Source organism: Streptomyces rapamycinicus NRRL 5491, from assembly GCF_024298965.1.
Taxonomy (GTDB): domain Bacteria; phylum Actinomycetota; class Actinomycetes; order Streptomycetales; family Streptomycetaceae; genus Streptomyces; species Streptomyces rapamycinicus.
Genome location: NZ_CP085193.1, coordinates 9,380,873 through 9,403,440, shown reverse-complemented (window position 1 = coordinate 9,403,440; position 22,568 = coordinate 9,380,873). Strand labels below are relative to the sequence as shown.

Annotated in this window: 16 protein-coding genes and 4 pseudogenes; 5 read left to right on the top strand and 15 right to left on the bottom strand. The window is 67.5% G+C overall.

Annotated features, from left to right (window positions below):
- Positions 1 to 158: 158 nt before the first annotated feature.
- Together LIV37_RS39615 and LIV37_RS39610 are read right to left on the bottom strand one after the other, a co-directional pair.
- The gene (locus tag LIV37_RS39615; protein WP_121823965.1) at positions 159 to 1,085 is read right to left on the bottom strand and encodes a VOC family protein; all 927 of its coding nucleotides are present in this window, start codon (positions 1,083 to 1,085) and stop codon (positions 159 to 161) included.
- Positions 1,086 to 1,099: 14 nt separating this feature from the next.
- Positions 1,100 to 1,936, bottom strand: coding sequence for a fumarylacetoacetate hydrolase family protein (locus LIV37_RS39610; protein WP_121823966.1), 837 nt, complete (start codon positions 1,934 to 1,936; stop codon positions 1,100 to 1,102).
- A gap of 119 nt (positions 1,937 to 2,055) precedes the next feature.
- On the opposite strand from LIV37_RS39610, the gene LIV37_RS39605 reads away from it, so the two are divergent.
- From LIV37_RS39605 to LIV37_RS52720, 3 genes and pseudogenes are all read left to right on the top strand, one after another.
- Positions 2,056 to 2,763: a GntR family transcriptional regulator gene (locus LIV37_RS39605; protein WP_121823967.1), complete on the top strand. Its 708-nt coding sequence runs from the start codon at positions 2,056 to 2,058 to the stop codon at positions 2,761 to 2,763.
- 276 nt (positions 2,764 to 3,039) lie between these two features.
- Positions 3,040 to 3,378, top strand: a complete 339-nt coding sequence (locus LIV37_RS39600; RefSeq protein ID WP_086710554.1) for a helix-turn-helix transcriptional regulator — start codon at positions 3,040 to 3,042, stop codon at positions 3,376 to 3,378.
- Positions 3,379 to 3,413: 35 nt separating this feature from the next.
- A pseudogene (locus tag LIV37_RS52720) lies at positions 3,414 to 3,512 on the top strand (IS982 family transposase); the annotation flags it as partial.
- A gap of 70 nt (positions 3,513 to 3,582) precedes the next feature.
- Here LIV37_RS52720 and LIV37_RS39595 read toward each other — a convergent pair.
- The 5 genes from LIV37_RS39595 to LIV37_RS39575 form a co-directional block, all read right to left on the bottom strand.
- Complete coding sequence (locus tag LIV37_RS39595) at positions 3,583 to 3,756, bottom strand: hypothetical protein (RefSeq protein WP_020872671.1); 174 nt, start codon at positions 3,754 to 3,756, stop codon at positions 3,583 to 3,585.
- Between the two features lie 12 nt (positions 3,757 to 3,768).
- A complete protein-coding gene (gene cofC / locus LIV37_RS39590; protein ID WP_243146082.1) occupies positions 3,769 to 4,398 on the bottom strand; it encodes a 2-phospho-L-lactate guanylyltransferase in 630 nt (209 codons plus the stop codon).
- 32 nt (positions 4,399 to 4,430) lie between these two features.
- Positions 4,431 to 6,995: a bifunctional FO biosynthesis protein CofGH gene (locus LIV37_RS39585; protein WP_121823969.1), complete on the bottom strand. Its 2,565-nt coding sequence runs from the start codon at positions 6,993 to 6,995 to the stop codon at positions 4,431 to 4,433.
- Between the two features lie 288 nt (positions 6,996 to 7,283).
- The gene (locus LIV37_RS39580) at positions 7,284 to 8,597 is read right to left on the bottom strand and encodes an MFS transporter (protein ID WP_243146083.1); all 1,314 of its coding nucleotides are present in this window, start codon (positions 8,595 to 8,597) and stop codon (positions 7,284 to 7,286) included.
- Between the two features lie 90 nt (positions 8,598 to 8,687).
- Entirely contained in the window at positions 8,688 to 8,999 is a 312-nt protein-coding gene (locus LIV37_RS39575; RefSeq protein ID WP_121823970.1) for a putative quinol monooxygenase, read from the bottom strand.
- A gap of 173 nt (positions 9,000 to 9,172) precedes the next feature.
- Here LIV37_RS39575 and LIV37_RS39570 point away from each other — a divergent pair, with 173 nt between their 5' ends.
- Positions 9,173 to 9,517 (top strand): GntR family transcriptional regulator, encoded by a 345-nt coding sequence (locus LIV37_RS39570; protein WP_202979586.1) that lies wholly within the window; start codon positions 9,173 to 9,175, stop codon positions 9,515 to 9,517.
- A 421-nt stretch (positions 9,518 to 9,938) separates the two neighbouring features.
- On the opposite strand, the gene LIV37_RS39565 is transcribed toward LIV37_RS39570, so the two are convergent.
- The 3 genes and pseudogenes from LIV37_RS39565 to LIV37_RS39555 all read right to left on the bottom strand — a co-directional run.
- Complete coding sequence (locus LIV37_RS39565; protein ID WP_158634856.1) at positions 9,939 to 12,695, bottom strand: SpoIIE family protein phosphatase; 2,757 nt, start codon at positions 12,693 to 12,695, stop codon at positions 9,939 to 9,941.
- Between the two features lie 906 nt (positions 12,696 to 13,601).
- Positions 13,602 to 14,500 (bottom strand): annotated as a pseudogene (locus LIV37_RS39560) (integrase core domain-containing protein).
- 32 nt (positions 14,501 to 14,532) lie between these two features.
- Positions 14,533 to 14,877: pseudogene (locus LIV37_RS39555) on the bottom strand (transposase); the annotation flags it as partial.
- 119 nt (positions 14,878 to 14,996) lie between these two features.
- Here LIV37_RS39555 and LIV37_RS52200 point away from each other — a divergent pair.
- Positions 14,997 to 15,188 (top strand): annotated as a pseudogene (locus LIV37_RS52200) (integrase); the annotation flags it as partial.
- Positions 15,189 to 15,925: 737 nt separating this feature from the next.
- On the opposite strand, the gene LIV37_RS39550 reads toward LIV37_RS52200, so the two are convergent.
- The 5 genes from LIV37_RS39550 to LIV37_RS39530 form a co-directional block, all read right to left on the bottom strand.
- Positions 15,926 to 17,359: an IS1380 family transposase gene (locus LIV37_RS39550; RefSeq protein WP_214663622.1), complete on the bottom strand. Its 1,434-nt coding sequence runs from the start codon at positions 17,357 to 17,359 to the stop codon at positions 15,926 to 15,928.
- Positions 17,360 to 17,599: 240 nt separating this feature from the next.
- Entirely contained in the window at positions 17,600 to 17,944 is a 345-nt protein-coding gene (locus tag LIV37_RS39545; protein WP_020872664.1) for an NIPSNAP family protein, read from the bottom strand.
- Positions 17,945 to 18,671: 727 nt separating this feature from the next.
- Positions 18,672 to 19,241 (bottom strand): nitroreductase family protein, encoded by a 570-nt coding sequence (locus LIV37_RS39540; RefSeq protein ID WP_121823973.1) that lies wholly within the window; start codon positions 19,239 to 19,241, stop codon positions 18,672 to 18,674.
- 325 nt (positions 19,242 to 19,566) lie between these two features.
- The gene (locus LIV37_RS39535; RefSeq protein WP_121823974.1) at positions 19,567 to 20,853 is read right to left on the bottom strand and encodes a thiolase family protein; all 1,287 of its coding nucleotides are present in this window, start codon (positions 20,851 to 20,853) and stop codon (positions 19,567 to 19,569) included.
- Positions 20,854 to 20,997: 144 nt separating this feature from the next.
- Positions 20,998 to 22,548 (bottom strand): long-chain-fatty-acid--CoA ligase, encoded by a 1,551-nt coding sequence (locus LIV37_RS39530; RefSeq protein ID WP_121823975.1) that lies wholly within the window; start codon positions 22,546 to 22,548, stop codon positions 20,998 to 21,000.
- Positions 22,549 to 22,568 lie beyond the last annotated feature (20 nt).

Genomic DNA, 22,568 nt, shown 5'->3' with positions numbered 1-22,568 from the left:
CTGACCGCGGCGCTGCGGGAAAGGGCGGAGGTACTTCTGTGCGGCGCGCCGACAGCGGGTCGGCTCGAGGAGGGGCAGTCCGGGCCTCATCGGTGTGAAGCGGGCGGGGCGTGGGGCGGGGCCGCGTGTCCCGCCACGCTTCACGGTGCCGGGGACGCTCAGCCGTTGGCCGTGTGGGCGCCGGTCATCAGCGCGGCCAGGTCCTCGGGGGCGAGGAACGACGGCGGAGGCGGAGGTCCCCAGGCATAGAGCGCCTGCATGCCCTCGAAGGAGCGTGGCGTCCACAGCTGGTCGTCGAGGATGCAGTCCATGTCGGCGTAGTACTCGCTGAAGTTGCCGGCCGGGTCCTTGAGGTACCAGAAGAAGTTCGACCCGATGTGGTGGCGGCCGAGCCCCCACACATGACGTTCCGGGTGCTCGGTGAGCATGCTCGTGGCGCCCCGGCCCACCTCGTCGACGTCCGTCACCTGCCACGAGGTGTGGTGCAGGAAGTTCAGTGGCGCCTGCTGCACCAGGACGTTGTGGTGGTCGGTGGAGCAGCGCATGAACGCGGCCGTGCCGGGGACGACATCGCTGACCTTGAAACCGAGCCCTTCGGTGAAGAACCGCTGGGTCGACTCCTGCTCCACCGAACCGATGACGACGTGGCCCAGGGCCAGGGGCCGGACCGGGCCGGTGCGGGAGAGCACGGGTGCCCGGGTGCCGGCGCGGTCCGGGCGTCCGGGGCCGTTGTACGGGGTGGCCGCGACGGTGGCCCGGGTCAGCCGGGGGGCGACACGGACCTCGACCGATACACCGGCGATGGGTTCCCTGGTGCGCAGGGAGCCGGTGTCGCGTTCGCACGGCAGCTGGAGCCGGTCCAGGTTCGCGGCGATCCGGTCCAGGTCGTCGCCGTCGTCGGCGGCGACCGCCATCCCCAGCAGCCGCCGGACGGGAGAGTACTCGAGGAAGAACTGCTCACCGCCCTCGACGGTGGCGAACCGTCCGGGCGCCACCTCCTCGAGTCCGAAGTCGGCGTAGTAGTCGGCCGCCTCGGCCACATCCGGCACTCCGACGGTGAGTGACTGAAGCCTGTGCAAAGCCATGGGGTACCCCTCTCTCAGGCGGCGACGCAGGTCTGCCGGAGCTGTCCGATGCCCTCGATACGGGTGACGACCTCGTCTCCCGGCCGCAGGTAGCGCTGGGGGGTACGGGCGTGTCCCACTCCTGAGGGGGTGCCGGTGAAGATCAGGTCGCCCGGCAGCAGCGGGCACACGGCGGACAGCCGTGCGATCAGTTCCGGGACCGGGAAGATCATCGAAGAGGTTCGTGACTTCTGGACGCTCTCCCCGTTGACGAGGCACTCGATCGCCAGGTCGTCCGGATCGGCGAACTCGTCGACCGTGACCAGCACCGGGCCGGTCGGCGCGAATCCGGGGAAGGACTTGCCGAGAGAGAACTGCGGCACGGGGCCCACGGACTGCACATCGCGCTCGGAGTAATCCTGCCCCACGGTCAGCCCGGCCACGTAGGACCAGGCACCCCCTGCGGCAACGTGCTCCGCCCGGCGCCCCATCACCACCACCAGCTCGGCCTCCCAGTCAACGCGGCCGCCGGGCAGCCGCAGCTGCGTGTCGGGGCCGGTGAGGGACGTGGCGAACTTGGTGAAGACCGACGGGGACTCAGGCGCCGCCAGGCCGGCCTCCTCGGCGTGGTCGCGGTAGTTCAGCCCGATCGCGAACACCTGCCGCGGTGTCGGCGAGACGCTGCCGTCCGGCCCCGCCGGCGCCTGGACACCCGCAGCCTCCAGCTCAACGGCCCAGGACCGGAAGGCGTCCCACTCCTCGAACACCGTCAGCGGATCAGCCGGGAACCGGCCAGCACTGGCCTGCTCGACATCGATCACCGCCTCTCCGGTCACCAGGCACATCCGTCCTGCTCTGGTCGTCGTCCGCATCGCGTGCCGCCTCCGGTCTTCCTGCTTCTGGATGACTGGAGTCAACGCCCGTCACAGTCGACACGTCAAGAAAATCTCGATATTTTTTTAGAATATCTAGGTGCGCTAGAATCTGCGACATGGCGACTACCAGCTCGATGACCCGTGCCGAGGAGATCTACCAGCGGCTGCGCGCGGACATCCTCAACGGACGACACGAACCCGGTTCACGTCTGCGGGTGGAGGCGCTGAAGGAGAAGTACGGCGCCAGCAGCGGGGTACTGCGGGAGGCACTTCCCCGGCTGGTCGGCCAGGGGCTGGCGACCTTCGCGCCGCAGCAGGGGTTCCGGGTCGTCACCGTCTCACCCGAGCGCCTGGAGGAACTGACCGAGGCCCGCGTGTTCATCGAGACCCACCTTGTCCGGGAGTCCGTCACCGCCGGTACCGTCGAGTGGGAGTCCGATCTGCTCGCCGCGCACCATCATCTCACCCGTGTTCCCCTCTTCGGTGACGCCGGCGAGATCAACGAAGGCTGGCTGAACGCCCACGCCCGCTTCCACCGCGTCCTGCTGGAGGGATGCTCCAACCGGCAGCTGCGGGACATCGCAACACAGCTGCGCGAGGCAGCGGAGGTCTACCGCTGCTGGGCCCGCACACCGACCGAGCACAGCAACCGCGATATCGCGGCAGAGCACAAGACCATCTGCGAGCGCGCCATCGAACGGGACGTACCAGGCGTCGTCGAGGCGCTCAGCCAGCACATCAACATCACCACGCACCTGCTGCTCAACGACTACGGGCGGCGCGAGGAGGAGAGCAAGCGGGACTGCGGCCCCTCCTCCCCGTGAGGGCCGCGCCCGGAGTGCGGGAGCCCGGCACACCGGCCCGCGCTCTCCGTCGACACGCCGTCCGTCGCACGACACGTCGAGGGCATGACAAGCGCGGACACGACGTCGTAGCTCCCTCCCCTCCTCCAGGAGCACCCGACGTCCATGGTCGGCCTGTCCGCTCACCGGGTTCTGCGCACCCGAATACTCGGCGGCGTGATCAACGAGTACAGATACGCCGCCTGACCGGGAACGACGAGTTTCCGAACGGCACAAGTCGCGTACCTGACCGACAAGATGAGCGAACCATGGACGATGCCCATGCTCGCGGCAGCCCTCCACACCAGCGAATCGACGCTCTTCGGACGATTCAAGCAGGCAACCTCGATGACTCCGATGCAGTACCTCAAGCGGCTGCGGCTTGGCGAGGCCCGGCACCGCATGGTGATTCTCGGGGAGTCAGCAGCTCAGGCCGCCCGTACCGTCGGCTATCGCAGCGCGTCGCACTTCTCACGCGACTACCGCGCCGTGTACGGCGCGCCGCCCGCCACCGATGCCACCCGCTCTCGTACCCACCTCCGACAGATGGCCCCGGCGCTTACGGACAGCGGCGGCGATCAGCCGACAAGTCCCTGACGCAGACGTCGTAGCCGTGGCCGGGGTTCCGCCGGTGCACACGTCCGCCGCGGCCGTCGGACTCGCAGCTGGTCTGCCTGGCCGTGGCCCAAGTGCTATTGCAGGCCCACAACGAGCCGCGCCGGCTGCGGTTCGTCGGGTCGAGTCGGGCAACGAAGCAGTCTGCGGATCACTGACCGCCTACGACCATCAGGAACTTCTCGTCTAGCTAGTAGTCGTCGCGGCGGCGTTCCTTCTCCAAGGACAGCCGGCGCGCAGCTCGTTCCTGCGCCCGGCCTTCACCCGGCGGCGCTCCTCCTTGAGGCGCTTGTGCTCCTCCTTACGGAGCTTGCGCTCGACGCCGACCCCGCCGAAGAGCGCGAGGCCGGTGACGGTCACCCGCGGCGCGACTCACTGGCGGAGATTCGCCTGCACCGCTGCGGTGTGCGTCCCCAGTCCCAAGGCAGCGGCCAGGGCGAGGTCTCCGGGTACGTCGACGTCCAGTCGGGCGCCAGGGACCCCGGAGTGCGCGATCTCGTAGGCGCCGTTTGCCGCATGCCGTGCGCGTGAGGCGCCTTCGAAGCCGGGCAGAAGGAATGACGGGTCCTGCGCGGTCAAGACCGTGGACCCATGGCCCCTATGGTCGGCGAGGACGGCACGAGGATGAGGGCCGGCCTCGGCCAGAACACTCGCCAGTTCGCGCGGCTTCAACGCCGGGAGGTCTGCCGCCACTACAGCCACCGGGTTGGTACGGACACCGGCACCATGGCCGGCTGCGGATGCGGCTGCGGCACCCAGGCGAGCGGCGGCGTTGAGACCGCCGACCGAGGCTTCGTGGATCCCTTCGGCACCGGCCTCGGCGGCGAGGGCGTGGGCCTCCGGATCAGCGGTCACGACGATCAGCCTGCACACCTCCGGGGTGTGGAGAATGGCGTCCATCGTGTCCAGGAAGACGGCCCGGGCGATGTCCCGCCTGGCGGCACCCGCCCACGACCCGAGACGGCTCTTGCCCAGGGCGAACGGCTTGACCGGCAACAGCACGGTCCAGCGGCTGCCTGGTGAGCCGGACATCATCACGCGTCCAGGACCGGGAGTAGCTCCGGGAGATGCCCGTCGGAGGCATCGGCGGCCCGCCTGCGCTCCTCCGGGACCTCCCCGTACAGCGTGGTCCGCGGCCTGGCCGGGCGCCCCGCCGCCTCCGCCACCGAGACCAGGTCCCGGACCGACTTGTAGGAGCCGTAGGAGGACCCCGCCATCCGGGAGATGGTCTCCTCCATCAGGGTGCCGCCCAGGTCGTTGGCGCCGGACCGGAGCATATCCGCTGCGCCCTCCGCGCCCAGTTTGACCCAGCTCGTCTGGATGTTGGGGATGTGAGGGTGGAGCAGCAGCCGGGCCATGGCGGTCACCGCACGGTTGTCGCGGACGGTGGGGCCGGGGCGGGAGATGCCGGCCAGGTAGACGGGCGCGTTGGTGTGGACGAAGGGGAGGGTGACGAACTCGGTGAAGCCGCCGGTCCGTTCCTGGATGCGGGCCAGGGTGCGCAGGTGGCCGAGCCAGTGGCGGGGCTGGTCGACGTGGCCGTACATCATCGTGGACGAGGAGCGGATGCCCACTTCGTGGGCGGTGGTGATGACCTCGATCCAGGTGGCGGCGGGCAGTTTGCCCTTGGTGAGGACCCAGCGGACCTCGTCGTCGAGGATCTCGGCGGCCGTGCCGGGGACGGAGTCCAGGCCGGCCTCCTTCGCCGCGGTCAGCCACTCCCGGATCGACAGGCCGGTGCGGGTGGCGCCGTTGACGACCTCCATCGGTGAGAAGGCGTGCACGTGCATCCCGGGCACCCGGCTCTTCACCGCTCGGGCGATGTCGAAGTACGCGGTGCCCGGTAGGTCCGGGTGGATGCCGCCCTGCATGCACACCTCGACCGCGCCGACGTCCCATGCCTGCTGAGCGCGGTCTGCGACCTGGTCCAGGGAGAGGGTGTAGGCGTCGGCGTCGGTGCGGCGCTGGGCGAAGGCGCAGAAGCGGCAGCCGGTGTAGCAGACGTTGGTGAAGTTGATGTTGCGGGTGACGATGTACGTGACGTCGTCGCCGACCGCTGAGCTGCGTACGTCGTCGGCGACCCGGCACAGCGCGTCCAGAGCCAGCCCGTCGGCGTGCAGCAGTGCCAGCGCCTCGGCGTCGGTGAGCCGGGTCGGGTCGTCGGCGGCGGTGGCCAGCGCCTGGCGGACGTCAGTGTCGACGCGCTGGGGGACCATCCCGGGGGCGGCGGCCTCGCGCAGGGCGCCCCAGTCGCCGTACACCTCGTCGAAGTCGTCGCGGCGGTCGCCGGTGCGGCCCTCAGTGTCGATGGTGCGGTGCAGGTCGGTGCGGCCGGAGGCGGTGAACGCCTCATCGGGCTCTTGCCAGGGCCGCCCCTCCACCACCGCGGCCTCGCGGACGAGTCCGGTCTCCGGGTCGGCGAGGGCGGTGACGTGCGGGAGCAGGCGCGGGTCCAGCCAGGGCTCGCCGCGCCGGACGAACTCCGGGTAGACGCAGAGACGTTCCCGCAACTCGAAACCGGCCGCGAGGGAACGCCGGGCTAGTTCCTCGATCTTCGGCCAGGGGCGTTCCGGGTTGACGTGGTCGATGGTGAGCGGGGAGACGCCGCCCCAGTCGTCGATGCCGGCACCGATCAGCCGCTCGTACTCGTCGTCCACCAGGTTGGGCGGCGCCTGGAGGCAGGCGGCGGGGCCCATGATGTGCCGGGCGACGGCCACCGTGGCGACCAGCTCGTCCAGTTCCGCGTCGGGCATGCCGCGCATCGCGGTGTCCGGCTTGGCGCGGAAGTTCTGGATGATCAGTTCCTGGACGCCGTGGTAGGCGCGGGCGACCCGGCGCAGTGCGAACAGCGACTCGGCGCGCTCCTCGTACGTCTCGCCGATGCCGATGAGGATGCCCGAGGTGAACGGCACCGAGGAGCGGCCGGCGTCCTCCAGGACCCGCAGCCGTACCGCCGGTTCCTTGTCCGGGGAGCCGTGGTGCGGGCCGCCGGGCTCCGACCACAGCCGGGTCGCCGTCGTCTCCAGCATCATGCCCATTGATGGCGCGACCGGCTTCAGGCGCTGGAACTCGGTCCAGGTCAGCACGCCGGGGTTGAGGTGCGGCAGCAGGCCGGTCTCCTCCAGGACGCGGACGGAGATCGCCCGTACGTAGGCGAGGGTGTCGTCGTAGCCGTGCGCGTCGAGCCATTCACGGGCCTCGGGCCAGCGGTCCTCCGGCTTGTCGCCGAGGGTGATGAGGGCTTCCTTGCAGCCCAGCGTGGCGCCCTTGCGGGCGATGTCCAGGACCTCGTCCGGGGAGAGGAACATGCCGTGGTCGGCCCGGCGCAGCTTGCCGGGAATGGTGACGAAGGTGCAGTAGTGGCAGGTGTCGCGGCAGAGGCGGGTGAGAGGGATGAAGACGCTCTTGGAGTACGTGATCACGCCGGGGCGGCCGGCCGCTTCGAGACCCGCGTCGCGCACCCGGGCGGCGGAGGCGGCGAGGTCGACCAGGTTCTCGTCGCGCGCTTGGAGCAGCACGGCCGCCTCGGCGACGTCGAGGGTCACTCCGTCCCTGGCTCTTTTCAGCGCCCGGCGCAGGGAGTTCGCAGTAAGGGCCATGGTCGGTTCTCCAGATCTCGTACGTGTCCGCGGGGCGAGCGGTTCCGCCTCGCGGGGGTTTTCCTGGTGGTGGGGCGGATCAGACCAGTGCCCGGACCGGCTTGTGGCCGGCGGACGACGCGGACGAGTCGTCCTTCTCGGCCTTGCGCTCGGCGGGTCCAGGGGCCGTGATGCGGCTCAGTGCTCCTGGCGCAGGGCCGGGTGGTGCTTGGCCGGCCAGGTGGTGTTCGCAGTTGGTCCCACCGGCTGCCGTTGTGCGGTCGTGGCCGGTGGGGACCTGGAAGCGGCTCACCGGGGGAGGGGTTGTCCCTTGGTCTCCGGCCCGACGAACCAGACGGTGGCGATGGCGATGGCGTACATCACCACTCCGACGATCGTGGCAGCGGCGGTGATCCCGCCGAGCAGGCTGATGAGCATTCCGGTGCCGAGGGTGACCAGTGCGCCGGCGATGCGTGCGGAGTTGAACACCGTGGAGATCGCTGTGGCGCGACCGGAGGTGGGGAACAGTTCGGGCATGTAGATGGGCATCCAGGCGAACTGGCCCAGGATGAAGAACCCGGCCACGGCTGCCACGGCCAGTGCCGCCTGCGGGGTGTGGACGGCGCAGAAGAAGACCGGGACGACGGCCGCGGATACGGAGTAGTAGAGGAGCATGGTGGGTTTTCGGCCCCAGCGGTCGGCCAGGTAACCGAGCAGGAGGTAGCCGGGTACGGAGGCGCCGTTGAAGACCAGGCCGGCGTTGGCACCCCATCGGGTGCCCGTCTCGCCGGTGTCCTTGGCGAGTTGGGCGGTGTATGCGGGGATCCAGGCCGACACGGCGTACAGGCCGATGACCGACACGACGGTCAGCACGAGCAGCCGCAGCCCGCGACGGCGCAGGTGGGGTTGGCTGAAGACGGCGGTGAAGGGGGAGCGCAGGAGTTCCCTGTCTGCGGCTGCGACGGTGTTGCCGGCTTCTTGGGCGGCTTTGGCCTTGCGCCGCCGGTCGCGGACCGAGGTCCACATCTCCGGGTCGCGGACGGCCCGCCGTACGTAGAGGACGATGAGTGCCGGGAGCGTGCCGATCAGGAAGAGGTAGCGCCAGGCGTTGTCGCCCACGGGCTCCAGCAGGTACCAGGCCAGTGCGGCGATGACCGCGCCGACGCCGAAGCCCGACTGAAGTACTGCGGCGGCTCGTCCTCGTGAACGGTCCGGCCAGAGTTCGCCGATCAGGGCGGTGGCACTGCCCCACTCCGCTCCCAGTCCCATGCCGGTGATGAAGCGCAGGGTGAGCAGCCACCAGTAGTCGGGTGCGAGTGCGGTCAGACCGGTGAAGAGGGCGTACCAGAGGATGGAGAGGATGAGGGTGCGGCGTCGGCCGAGTCGGTCGGCCGCGAAGCCGGCGAGGATCCCGCCGAGCGCCCAGCCGGCGAGGGTGGCCGCAAGCAGGCCGCTGACGTAGGTGGGAAGGTCTGCCAGCTGTGCTTCGGTGCCCACCGCCATGACGGCCGTGGGGCCGACGAGGACGAGGGCGTAGGTCTCGAACCCGTCGAAGGTCCATCCCAGCCAGGACGCGAACAGCGCACGGCGGCTGCTCTTGTCGATGTGGCGCGGGTCCGACATGGTGCTCTCCTTTGAGCGGTCGCGCGACGTCGCGTGAGCGGTCGCGCGACGTCGCGTGAGCGGTCGCGCGACGTCGCGACGTGTCCGTCGTCAGTCGATGACGTTGACCGGCCTGAGGACGGAGACCTCGACCGGTTCGGCGAGGAGGTCGGACAGCTGGGCGCGGTATGCCTTGTAGTGGGCCGTCGTGCGGTGCGCCTCCAGGGCCGCGGAGTCCTGGTAGCGCTCCAGGAGGACGAAGTCCGATGCTTCCGTCTCGGTGGTGTAGAGGTCGTAGGAGCGGCATCCCGGCTCGGCGCGGGTCGGGGCGATCATTCCTTCGAGCAGGGCCCGCAGCTGCGGAGCGCGGTCTGCGGCCGGGGTGAAGCGGGCGATCACGGTCACAGGGTTCTGGTCTGACACGGGGGGCTCCTTTGATTCCCGGCGGGGCTACTTGCGCCCACCAGATGTAAGACGTTATAAAACGTCTTATGAAGCTCGTCAAGGGTTCGGTGACTCCGCCGGCCGTGACACCCGAAGGGGTTGTTACGCGTCCGGGCCTGCTGCCGGGTTCAATACGACTTATGACATCTGACATGGGCAACGAGCCCCGCTTCGACCTGTCGGCCGCCGGATTCCGGATCGAACGGGGCCGGACACCGGCGACGACGCAGCTGGCGGAGCAGATCAAGGCACTGATCCTCAAGCAGCAACTGCCGCCGGGAACACGGCTGCCCACGGCGACTTCTACAGCATCGACGGAGCCGTCGGCCCGGACATCAATCCGTCTGGGCAACCTCGCCGACCTCGACCCGGACGCCGGTGAAATCCCCGAGATCCGGACAACGTCCCAGCCCCCACAGCAGCCCAAATCCAAAGGGAAAAGGCCCCGCAACAACGTCTTCGACGACCGCGGCAGTCAAAAGGCCGCCGATGGCTGACAGCACCACGCCGACGGGACGACCTCTCTCCCGCGAGACTCGCCCACCGGCTTCACCTCTCGCCCATCCGGCTCGCCCGCAGGATCGGCGTCGTCTCCCCCGCGACCGCCCGCCTCGGGCGTCGGCTCCCCTTGGACCTGGACAACGACGGTTTCGCCCGCATGACACGTCTCAAGCGTGTTGCGGGTGCGGTCTCCCGCGCGTCGTTCTCCCCTGCGTCCGTCCTTCTCGGGTCGTGTGCGCCACGGTGCGGAGACGATCGCATCCGCCGTCGGGCCGGCAAGGTGCGGCGCCGCCGCGGAGCGCGGGAGTCTGGGGTCGGTGCCATTGCCGCATGAGCGCGGCGAGCGCCGCTCCAGGCCGGAGCGACGACCAGCGATTTCTCTCCGACGAGGAGAACTGCCCGGAGTTTTGCTCCTTGTCAGTCGGGGGCGAGGACGCCGGGGCGTCGTTGTTCCGTCCAGATGTACTTGCCTGTTGCGGTGAACCGGGCGCCCCAGCGGTAGGAGAGGGCGGCGACGAGCTGCAATCCCCGGCCGCCCTCGTCGTTGTCGCCGGCGTGCCGGATGCGAGGGGTGGCCGGGCTGCCGTCGGACACTTCGCAGATGAGGGTCCGGCCGCGCAGCATACGCAGATGGACCGGCCCGTCGGCGTGCCGGATCACGTTGCCGACCAGCTCGCTGACGAGCAGCTCGGTGGTCATCGACAGCTCCTCCAGGTCCCAGTCGCCCAACTGAGCGCGCACCAGTTTGCGGGCCTGGCCTGCGGCTAGGGGGTTCTCCGGCAATGACCAGGAGGCCATGTCGCCCGGGTCCAGTGCATGGGTGCACGCCACCAGCAGGGCCGCGTCGTCGAGGTACGGTTCCCCGAGCGGCAGCAGATTCGCGGTGACTCGGTGGCAGAGGTCTTCGAGACGCACGGAGTCGCCGCCCGGGCCCGACGGGTACGGGGTGTGACCCGTCGGCGGGCGGGATGCGGCCGCGGTGACGGAACGGCCGAGCTCTGCCATGCCCGCGTCGATGTCCTTAGCGGGCGACTCGACCAGCCCGTCGGTGTACATCACCACTAGGCTCTCGGGGGGCAGCACGAGTTCCACGGTGTGCAGCGGAGGCTGGACCAGGCCGAGCGGGGGGCTCGGATCAAGGGGCGGGAAGTAGGCGCTCCCGTCGGGGTGGAGGATCGCCGGCGGCGGATGACCGGCGCTGGCGAAGGCGAGCGTGCAGTTCGTCGGGTCGTAGACCGCGTACAGGCATGTGGCGCTGGAGGCGCCGCCGAGGGTGTTGACCAGGCTGTCGAGGCGGGTGAGTAGTTCGTCGGGCGGCACGTCGAGATCAGCCAGGGTACGCACGGCGGCTCGCAGGCGTCCCATGGTGACAGCCTCGGAGACCCCGTGACCCATGACATCGCCGATGACGAGGGCCACGCGTTCGGACGGCAGGGGGATGACGTCGTACCAGTCGCCGCCGACTTCGGCGTCCGGACCGGCCGGGATATATCGGGCCGCCGCGGAGACCGCCGGGAGCACCGGTAGCGTCTGGGGTAGCAGGCCCCGCTGGAGTTCCTGGGCCCGGGAGTGCTCGGCGTCGTAGAGCCGGGCGCGTTCGAAGGCATGGGCGACCAGTCCGGCCAGCGCGACCAGCAGCGTGCGTTCCTCGTCATTCAGGGTCCGGGGAGTGTCGAAGGCGATGACGCAGTAGCCGACGGACCGGCCCGAGGCGATCAGGGGCAGGAACGCCCACGCCTGTTTGCCGCCCCGGGCGCGTAGGTCGGACAGGTGCGGATATCGTTTTTCGTATTCGCGGGCCGATGAGATGAACATCGGGGTGCGGCTGCGCAGCGCGTCCGTGGCGGGCGACATGGCGTCGAGACCGATGGTGTCGAACAAGTCGATGAACTCCTTCGGATAGCCGAAGGACCCGACCACGCGCAGCCGCCGCCCGTCGATGCCCGCGGTCACCAGGGCGGTCGCGCCGAAAAGTGGGAGGACGGGGACGGCCATCGCCTTCACGACGTCCGAGACGGTGAGTGCCTGGGCAAGTCCTTCGGTGAGTTCGGCGATCCGGGCGGCGCGTTGCTCCAACCTCTGTGCCGCGCTGATCTGCTCCGCCGGGTCCGGTTTCCCGGTGTTCCCAGCCAGGACGCCGTCAGGCGTGGGCCGCAAGAGTTTTTCCGTGGCGTCGCGCGTGGCCCTGGTCCAAGTGACCTCCCAGACGGTTCCGGTCAGCCGGGCCACGCCGCCTCCGGTGCCGGGTGCGGCGTGGCCGCGGCCTTCGACCCACGCCGTTCCGCCGTCCGGGCGGTGCACCCGGTACTCAGCGACGTAGTCGCCACCGCCCGCCGCGGCGTGCTCGGCAGTAGCGCGCGTGACGGGGGCGTCGTCGGGGTGCACGGCGGAGAACCAGGTCTCGGCCCGTTCGTCATAAGTGTCCCGGCTCAGCCCCATGACCCACAGTGCGGTCTCGTCGGCGACAACCCGGTCGGCACCTGGGTCCCAGTCCCAGAGCCCGACGTTCATCTCCCGGATGATCTCCGAGACGCGTGAGAAGGGGTTCGGTCGCGGTACCGCAGGGAGGGTTCCGGTGGCGACGTGGAGCCAGCGGTCGTCGGTCGCGGCTGCCAGCTCACCGAGAAACCGCTGGTCAGAACCGGACAGCGGGTCCGGCAGCGCCATGAGCACGCTCAGCACACCCTGCGGGTGCCCGGGCCCGGTCAGCGGAACGCCGATCACTCCGGCGGCCAGGGGGAATGCCCTCCAACGAGGCGGACGCGACGGATCGAGAGGCAACCTGACCAATCGCTCCTCGCGGAGGGCCACCACCGGGCCGGCACGTGCGGCAGACGGCAGTTCCTCCCGGGCTCCGGCCTCTTCCAGCGGCAGGCCGTCCCGTGCGGCAGCCGCTCGCGGCGGCGAATCCTCCCGCCCGCCTGCCACGTCAAGCGGCAGATCGTCCCAGGCTCGGGCCGCGTCCGGTGACAAGCCGCATGCAGCGACCAACCGGAGCCGGTCGCCTTCGCGCACGTGGGCGACGCCGCCGAGGCCACCGAGTCCAGCCACCACCTGATGGAGGACGAAAGGCAGCAGCTCGGCCTCGCTCAGGGCACCGACGGCCGCTGCCGCCATGCGCAGCCTCGGTGCGTCCGGCTCCACCTCCTGGGACCCCGGGTGCTCTTCGTCCACCACTGGCTCCCGGCCCTGCCCTCCGGTTCGCATAAGCATTATATCCGCTGATTTTACAGCAAACAGCTCTTATCGTTTCATCCGCTTCAGATGATGTCGGCGCGAAGCAGGACCGCAGGCCAGCCGTACCGGCGGATCGTCCGGCGTTGCACCCCGCCGCCAGGTAGGCCCGTAGGGTGGCGAGGTCGTCGCTACCGCGGCGCCGGTCCTCCTAGGAGTGACCTAGCCTAGGGCGTCGAAGTAGTCGGGCTGCTGATCGTCAGGCATCGCATCATCTTCACGGACCCGGCCCGGTATGCGGGGCGCTTCCCGCCGGTCCAGCCGTACCGCCGGGCTGGGGGCAGCCAGCCGTAGGTGGCCAGATGCGCAGCTGCCGCCTCGATGACCAGGGCGACGGTATCGACGTCGTACAGCTCGCGCCCCCTGGCTGCCGTCGGAAGGTCGTACCAGCCCTCTTCGATGACGTCACCCTGCGGACGGCGTCCACGGGTCCTGGACCGTCCTCGGCAACGACGACTCCGACGTAGGTCAGCTGCTCGGAGCCGGACAGAAGGTCGCCGGGATGGATCTCCCACCCGATGTCAGGGTCAGTGATCATGAGTGTGCAGTCCTTTGGTCGTTGAGGTTTCTCGATGTCTGTCGGGCTGTACGCGTCCCGCGCTGGAGGCGAGCATGGACGCTGTGGCGGGGTTGGGGCGGGCGGGCGGTCATCACCTTGTGAAGCCCATAGCTGAATCAGGTGGTTTCACCGCAGATCGTGCGCCGTACGGTGATGCGGAGCCTGTGGGGGGTAACGGCGAGGACCACGTCGCCGGGGCGCAGGGCTGCGGGGGTGACGTGGCTGTCTGTTGATCCGTTCCGATCCACCCGGGTAGCCTGTGCCGCTCGAAAAGTCATCGCTGCACGTCATGCTGCATATCTGTACTCGTTGATGAGACCGCCGAGGATCCGGGTACGCAGGACTTTGTGAGTGTTGAGGTCATGTGCCGCGGGGGGTTGTTCGGGGGCGTCGGGTGGTAACTGGTTGCGCGCTTGGTGGGGTCGATGCTCGTTGTAGTGCTGCTCGTAGTACGCGAGGACGTGGCGCGCGTGGGCCTCGTTCATGATGAGGACGTGGTCGAGGGCTTCGCGTCGGATGCTGCCGATGATGCGTTCGCAGTGCGCGTTCATACGGGGAGCCTGCGGCGCACTTTTGATGATCTTCATCTCCTCGGCCCGAAAGACGGCATCGGAGGCCTCGCCGTATTTGTCATCGCGGTCGCGCAGCAGGAAGTGCAGGGTCTGGATGCGTATGCCCAGGTCGGCAGTGAGATCCCGCGCCTGCTGCACCGTCCAGTCCCGTGTCGGGTGGGCGGTGACCCCGGTGATGTGCAGTCGCCGGGTGCCGTGCTCGAGGAACACCAGCGCGTACAACCGCCTGTTGAGGACGGTGTCGATGTGGAAGAAGTCTGCCGCGACGATCCACTCGGCTTGTGCGGTCAGGAACTCGCGCCACGTGGGGCCTGAGCGACGTGGAGCGGGTTCGATGCCGGCCGCGTTAAGGATCGCCCAGACCGTCGAAGCGGCGATCCGATGTCCGAGTCGGGCCAACTCTCCCTGGATCCGCCGGTGCCCCCAACTCGGATTCTCCCTGGCCAACCGCAGGACGAGCTTCTTGACCGCTGCCGGGGTGGGCGGGCGTCCGGTGCGTCGGCGCGCGGTGTAGTCCCACTTCGCGGCGATGACCTGCGGTGCCAGGCAAGCAGGGTGCCGGGGGTGACAGGGAAGACCCTGAGCCAGTGGCGCCGGAATATCAGCCCGGCCAGCGCTGCGAACCAGAACCGGTCGGCAGGCTCGTAGCGACCCGGGTACGGAACTGGGACAGGACACTGAAATCGAAGCCGGGATCCTCCAGGCCCAGTCCGAGCGCGTAGGACCACGAGAGTTTGTCCCGCACCGCCTCGGCAGCCTGCCGGTCGGTCAGGTTCTCGGCCATCTGCAACACCGTGACCAGTGCCAAACGGCCCGGTGACCAGCCACGCGGCCCCGTCACCGCGAACGCTTCCGCGAACTCGGCATCCGCGAACAACTCACCGAGCCGATCACGCACCACGACCGGCAGCGGCACCTGACCTCCCCGGTACTTTGCCCGCACCGCCCGAGCCACCTCCGGCGCCGGCTCCGGCCACGACCGCGGCTCCATCGACACCGAACCCCTCCCACCCCGTGACCGGGAACGAAAAGGACCGGCCACTAGACCAGCCTGCCGCAACGATCAACACCCCGACCAGCACAAACAGCAAATGGGCAACAGGATCCCACAACCTCCTCCACGCCCTGCACGAGTTCGAGCAGTTCTACAACGGACATCGACCACACCAAGGCATCGCCAACGCCAGACCGCTCCACCCCTTGCCCCCGCCGATCGACGAGCCGGACACATTAGCCCGCCTCAACATACGTCGGCACGATCGCCTCGGAGGCATCCTCCACGAATACCGACATGCAGCGTGACCTGCACGGATGAGATTTCCGGCAAGGGCACTGGCGCTACCACCCCATCTTCACCGACAGCCCCTTCACCACACTGCAGGCCGAACGCCAGCACCGCCACCACGCGGTCATCGAGCAGGCCATCGCCGACGGCAAGGCCGGACCCCTGGCCCACCTGCCGTCGGGGAAGTTCAACGCGAACCCCGCCTAGCTGATCCTTTGGGCCATCTCCCACAACCTGCTGCGGGCCGCCGGGGCCCTGGCCTCGGTCTTCCATGCGAAGGCCATCACCACAACCCTCCGCAGCCACCTCGTCGACGCCCACGCACGCCTGGCCCGGTCCGCCAGACGCCTCACGTTCCACCCGCCCCGACGATGGCCCTGGCACGACGCGTGGATGCATCTGTTCGACACCCTCCACCGCCCACCCAAACCAGCCTGACCCCACCGTCCACCCGCCAACCGGGCACGACCGGAGCCACCGTGGAAAAGCTGGGAAGACCAGCGAATACCCCCTGCCCGCACACAGCCAACGACTCCGGGAACCACCCGTCGAATCCTCAAAAGATCACTTCAAACCGCCACGGGTGGATCGAGGCTTAGCCTCGCCGTTTCGCTTGGGGCGATGAGGCTTCGCTGATCGTCAGCGGTTGAGTGGGCGGGGTGGTTTCGTTGCTTTGGGCATGACGGGGTCCCGGCGCGGTGGTCGGGTTCTCCGGGGTCCTTCGGGTCGTGGGCGGGCAGGGGCGGTTGGCCGGTCAGCCGACTGGGCGGGGCAGTGCGGCGAGGCGGCGGAAGGCCGTGGCCAGTTCGTGTCTCCAGGGCCAGGTCACCGATATCCGCAAGCGCAGGCGTCGGCCCCCGCGGGTAAGGCGGGCGGCGACATGCAGCAGCCGGTAGCGGAGCTTCTTCGGTTCGGCAGCCGCGAGTTCGCCGTCCAGGAGCAGGATGCGGGTCCAGGCCAGCAGGTCGATCGCTGTGAGGCTGAGTTCGAGCCAGACGGCATTGATGCCGAAGTCTCGGGAGGGGAAGCGGCCGAATCCGGTGGTCTTGCCGCACCGGATGTGGTCCTCGACGGTGGCATGCCCGCGGTGACGGACCTCGAGGAACTGGGCGGAGCCGCCGCCGGAGTAGGGGGTGTCGGTGAGGAACACCTGGTGGCGCAGGCCCTCGTCCTGGTCGAACAGGGACAGTTGGGCTCCGGGGTGCGGCCGCTCGCGGCGCACGATGATGCGGGTGCCGGCCGGGTAGCCGTTCAGGTCGACTATGCCGGTCAGCTCGGCGATCTCGGCGCCATCACGCATGGTCCCGTCCTGGTCCAGGGCGGGATGCCAGAGGCGGTCGGGAATGGCCCGGACAGCGCGGCGGACCGGTTCGGTGATGGCGTATCCGACCGAGAAGGAGGTACGGATTCCTCGTTTCCGCACGTCGCGGACGTGGGTGAGGAAGGCTTTCGAGGATCCGGCGCTGTCGGTGCGGACGAGGATGTCGGTGCCGTGCCGGTGGGCGTCGGGGATCTGCGCGAGCGCCTGGTCGAGCACCGTGATGTGGTCGCTCGCGGTGTTGGCACCGGCGTTCCCGGGCCGCAGCCGGCCGGACATGGCCTCGCCGGTGTTGGCCAGGAAGCACAGCAGCGGGTGGTAGCCGAAGCCGCCCTTGTAGGTGGGTGCGGCCTGCTCTTTCTCGGAGTGGCAGGTGACCAGCGTGGCGTCGAGGTCCAGGACCAGACCGGGCAGCACGCGACCCGCGGCACGGACTGCGGGAATGCTTTCACTGTGTTCGGCGGCCTGCAGCCAGGCGGCTTCCCGGGCCTGGGCACGGGCCGAGCGCAGAGAAGACAGTGCCCGCTCGGCAACGTCGGCGAGCAGCCGCCAGGCCGTCGGTGTCGAGGCGACGGGGCCGAACACCTCGGCCTGGTCCCGCAGTACGGCCAGATCTGTGATGGTCTCGCCGCCATCGGCGAGCATCACCGCGAGATCGGTGATGATCCTGCCCGGATCATGTCCGGTCCCGCGCGGGCGAAGCGACCGCAACGCGGTGGAGTACGCGGCGGTCAGCCCGGTGGCATCGGCAAGATCCGCCAGCAACCGTGCTCCGGCATGACCGACCACCCCCGAACCATCGGTGCTGACATGAACCCGGGGACGCAAGATAGCCTGCACGTAGAAAGTGCCCTCCGCTTGGACCGACAGAACCCCTCAGCAAGGTTCATCGTCCCAGGTCAGGAAGGCACTTTCGCATTTCTGCCCCATCACCCGCCGTACCCTAGCGAAACGGCGAGGTTAGGGTGCACGCACCTCCGATCATGCCAGCACTGCGAGCGCCCCTGGAAACCGCGTGAACTATCGGATCTGAGCGCGCTTAGCGGCGAACATGAAATGTCGGAGTCAATTGATGATTCTCAGCGGCGGCTACGAGTGAGACCGTATCGGTCAAGTAGTCGGCCAGATCTGATGGAGGACGTCGACCTTGGTGATGAACATATCATCCAGAAGCTCCACAGGAAGCCTGCCACGGTGATCCGCGGCTTGATACTCCGCCCGAATGGCCGCACCTTCGGGTGATTCCATCAGGCGCTTCTCGGCCGCATCAAAGTCGTCGCTATCTCCTTCGTAGCTGACCGCCCACACAAACTGGTTCGTGGATCTATCCACGAAGGCGAAGAGCACCTCGAACCCATACTGTTGCCGCGCGGGCAGCACCAGATGCCAACGTTCGACAAACCCCTCCATTTCGCCCGACTTAACCTGGTAACGCCGAAGTTGCACGGTCGACATCAATTAATCCGTCCTTCCTCAATTACGCAACAAAGGGACCGCGCGCGCCCTGCCTGAAGTTTGGCCATGTCACAGAGGCCAGCCAATCACTGGGATTGGCTCGGGGTGTCGCGCACAGCGCGCCATCGAAACAATTTTGGCGATTTCTGACCACCTTTGTCAATGGGAATTTAGCAACCGACGCCGCAGCTGCTGCGGTCGAGGGCTCGCTGAGCGTCGCGACTGATGGTCGGGCGTCGACTGGTCAACGAGGACTCCGTCTGGACCGATGAGCACCGAGTTCTGGGCATTCTTCAAGGCGCGGACGTACGTGACGTCACCAGCCCACCTGGCTTGACGTAAATGCGGAGTCAGCAGCACCTCGTCCAGCCATCAACTGGTCCCGCCAAGCACGTATTGCACAGTTGCGCGCACAAGGCCGCAACGTGCCACATCCGACAGTCCTGGTCGTCACCCTTGAGCGAAAGAGCAAACGAAGGACACGGCACCAACTCCATAGAGGAGGGCCCCTGCTTACCGCGATCCTAACCGGAATCTCGAGTTGATGTCGCGTGGGAGCAACTTGCGCTCACGCCCTGAATCACCTCATCATCTCGGCGTTGACTCTCGGCAGCGACATCGCTCCGGTACTCATTGTGAGTACCACATTGCCGTCGGCCACCTGCCTCACCAGTTCGCCCAGCTGTCCGCGATTCCAGCTCCGGATGGTGTTTGTTACGTAAAAGATTCACCAAGTATCGAAGTGGATTACATCCGCGATCGGCTTTCGTTTGACTGAGCGGAACGGACGGGCTGCCCAACCCACCGGCATGGTCACACCAATGATCTTGTGATCGGGCACATTAAGTAGATCTCGGACGCCCTTAGTGGCGAAATGGTGTAGTCCGGTCGGGGTGACTCCCAAGCCCAGCGCCCGTGCGGCCACGATCATATTTTGGGCCGCTCCGTAAAGAGCGGAGAACTTATAGCGATCCTCTCTTGGGTCGCCAGGAACCAGCGATGATACACAGATGAAGATCAGGACCGGAGCATCTCGCAGGAGGGTGGCCAACGGATTCGCGCTGGCGCCGCCAAGTGACTCGAGACGCGCTCGCACTTCTGGTGAGATCATGGTTTCGTGGAGGAGCGCGCGCTGTTCCGGTGACTTAACCACGATGAAGTCCCAGAGTTGAGCGTTCGCTGGATTCGCCGCTCTAGTGCCAGCCCAGATCAACTTTTCGATCAGCTCATCGGGTACTGGCTCCTCGGTCAGCCACCGCATGGTCATGGCCGACTCCATCGCCTCAAACACATCCATGCTCTACCTCTGTCAATTCGTCGGGGCGGGAAACTTGCCTGTTTAGGGCCGGCTGGGCGATCTCGGGCAGGCCGGGGTGAGGGTGCGAGTACTGTCGCCGAACGGCGGCTTCAGCGGAGTGATGGCAAGCCCCTGCCCTTCCTCTCCCGTCGCAGCGCCGTCGAATCGCATGCCTTGCAGCGTGCTCTTCCTGGGTACCTTCGACTCTCAGCGGGGCGGCCGAGTACGGCCCCCAGCCGTCCATCCAAGCGGACTAACCGAACCTGTCACCAGTTCATGCAGCGGACCCGCTCTTAGACCACGTCTAAGTGCCGTGCTTTCGGATTCACCGTGCTCCTTCTGAGCGAGCGGGCGCACCGAGGATCGTCACCGCGGAGACGGCGTTGTCGTGACCGACGATCCCGCCGCCATTTTCGGCGAGCCCAACCTGCGCTCGGGGTAGTTGCAGCGCCCCGGCTTCGCCACGCAGCTGCAGGGTGACCTCGTTAAGCATCATGATTCCTGTAGCACCGATCGGGTGACCACGAGACACGAGGCCGCCCGACACGTTGACCGGGATCTCACCGCCGCGCGCTGTTGCGCCTGATGCCGTGAATGCCCCGCCCTGCCCTCGGGCGCAGAGGCCCAGATCCTCGATGAGAAGGATTTCTGCGATCGCGGTGGCGTCGTGCAGTTCCACCAGGTCCACATCCGACGGCCCGATGCCCGCCCGCTCGTAGGCGCGTCGGGCCGCCCGAGCGGCTGCACGGTCATTCTCGAACAAGGACCATCGGCTGCCGCCGGAAGAGGCGTGTCCGAGAATCGGCAGGGCACGCTCGCGCACAGCGCGCGGCTGCGTTTCCAGATATGCGCGCGAGCACACAAGCACCGCCGCAGCTCCGTCACCCGTCGGGGCGCACATGGCGCGCGTGAGCGGTTCAGTGACCATTCTGTCGGCGAGTACCTCCTCGATGGTCATCGGGAATCGGTACTGGGCTCGGGGGTTGTCGACCGCGTTGGTGTGATTCTTCGCAGCGACGGCCGCGATTTGCTTGTCCGTCGTCCCAAACTTCTGCCTGTGGGCCTGGGCCCACAGGGCGTAGACATCCATGGCGATCGAGCGGCCCTCTTCGCCCGGACTGAAACCCATGCTGAGTTCGGCGGCGAGCTTTCGGTGTGGATCGTAGAAGTAATCTCCCTCGAGCTGGCCCGCGGTCCCTTCGATCCATTTAAGGATGTCTCCGCGCGGTCGCTCAGGGTGGCTCATTTTCTCGATCCCGACCGCGAGCGCGATCTCCGCCTCGCCGGACAGGACGTCGCTCACCGCCCCAAGGAAGGCCATCATCCCGCTCGCGCAGCCGGCCTCCACGTTCTGGATGCAAAGACCGTGCGGGAGCAGGTCTTCATCACACAACGGGGTGAGGATCTCTTGTCCACGGCACGCACGCTGGCCCCAGAAGTCCATCAACACGCTTGAGAACCATGCACGCTCGACCGGAAGCTTGGCGAAGCCAGCGTCCTGGCCAGTTTCAGTTATCACCTCGCGACACAGGTCGACAAACGTGCGATCAGGAAATCGACCTACGGGCGTGCTCGCGATGCCCAGGATAAACATGTCTTCCGTTGCAGTCATTAGATGCCTTTCGTAGCTGAGGGCGCTACCGAGTTTGGTGGTGGCATCGGGTTGATGAATTGCGCCGTCGGATTAGGGTGTGGACGGTCGCACGCCGCGAGGTGTTCACCATGGGTCGACTCCTCGAGGCCTTGTCTCGAGCGGTTAACGATTCCTGGGGGAGTCAGCCCAGTAGGGTTCGCTCAGCTGGCGCTTATCGATCTTTCCTGTCCCAGAGATCGGAAGAACGTCGACGAACTCCACGCTTCGGGGCGACTTGTATCCCGCGATCAGCCCCTTGCAGTGCTCGCGGATCTGCTCTTCGGTCGGCTTCTGGGCACCGGGCTTGACCACCACGATCGCATGTACGCGTTCGCCCCAGCGGTCATCCGGGACCCCGACCACAGCGCATGCCGCGACGGCCGGGTGCTTGGCGACGGCGTTCTCCACCTCGGCCGCGTAGACGTTCTCGCCTCCCGAGATGATCACGTCCTTGATTCTGTCCGCGACAAAGAGGTAGCCGTCGTCGTCCATATAGCCGCCGTCGCCGGTGTGCATCCATCCGTCCCACAGCGCGCTGGCGGTCGCTTCAGGCTTATGCCAGTAACCGAGCATTACGTGGCCACCGCGCACGACAATCTCGCCGATCGTGCCTGGGGGCACCTCGTTGCCCTCCTGGTCGACCACGCGGACCTCGGCGTGCGCTACTACCCGGCCAGCGGAGCGCAACCGCGTGCCCTGGCGGTGATCTTCCCCTGACAGCATCGTGGCCATCGGAGCGAGCTCAGTCATGCCATAGCACTGCACAAAATCTGCCTGAGGGAAGGCGCTCATCGCGCGCCTGAGGAGAACCTCGGTGATCGGCTCGGCGCCATAGACGATGTAACGCACGCTCGACAAGTCGAATCGAGCCAACTCCGGGTGGTCCACCAGCATCTGAACCATGCTGGGCACCAGCACGACGTTCGTCACGCGGTGCTCGTCGATGGCAGCCATGACCGCTGGAGGGTCGAAGTTGGGGAGAACAACGTGCGCGCCCCCGAGCATCAACTGGGCGACCCACATCGCGAGATCGGCGAGGTGGAACATCGGTGCGACATGCAACGTGCGCCCGCTCGGGACGACGAAGGGACACGAGGCCTGGCTGCCGAACGCGGAGATCAGGATGTTGGCATGGCTGAGCATAACCCCTTTCGGGAATCCCGTCGTGCCACCGGTGTAGAACAGCCCGGCGAGCGCATCCCCGCCGCGCACCGAGTCGGCTAGCGGAGCGGTCTTAGCGATCAAGTCTTCGTAACCGACGGCATCTTCGAGCGGCGGCGGCCCATCGCCCATGTAGACGACGACACGCAGTCCCTCATATCCCTGGCGCAATTCGGAAACGACCGGGGCGAACGTGTCATCGACCAGAAGAATCTCGGTTTCAGACTCCTTCAGCGAGTAGATAATCTCAGCTGGGCTCCAGCGGTAGTTGACCGGGTTAACCACGCCGTTGGCCCACGGAACAGAAAGGAGCGCCTCGAGATACTTATCGGAGTTGTGGGACAGGATGCCCACTCTCTCGCCGTCGACCACCCCGAACTCTCGGAGCGCTCCGGCAAACCTGGCAACGCGATCGGCCTGATCCGAGAAGGTTCGCACCCGGTAGCCGAAGATCGTGGCGGGCGCATTCGGGCTCTCTCGAAGAGAGCGGTGAAGGCCTTGAGTTAGGTACACGGTTTTCCCTCTGGTTCTCG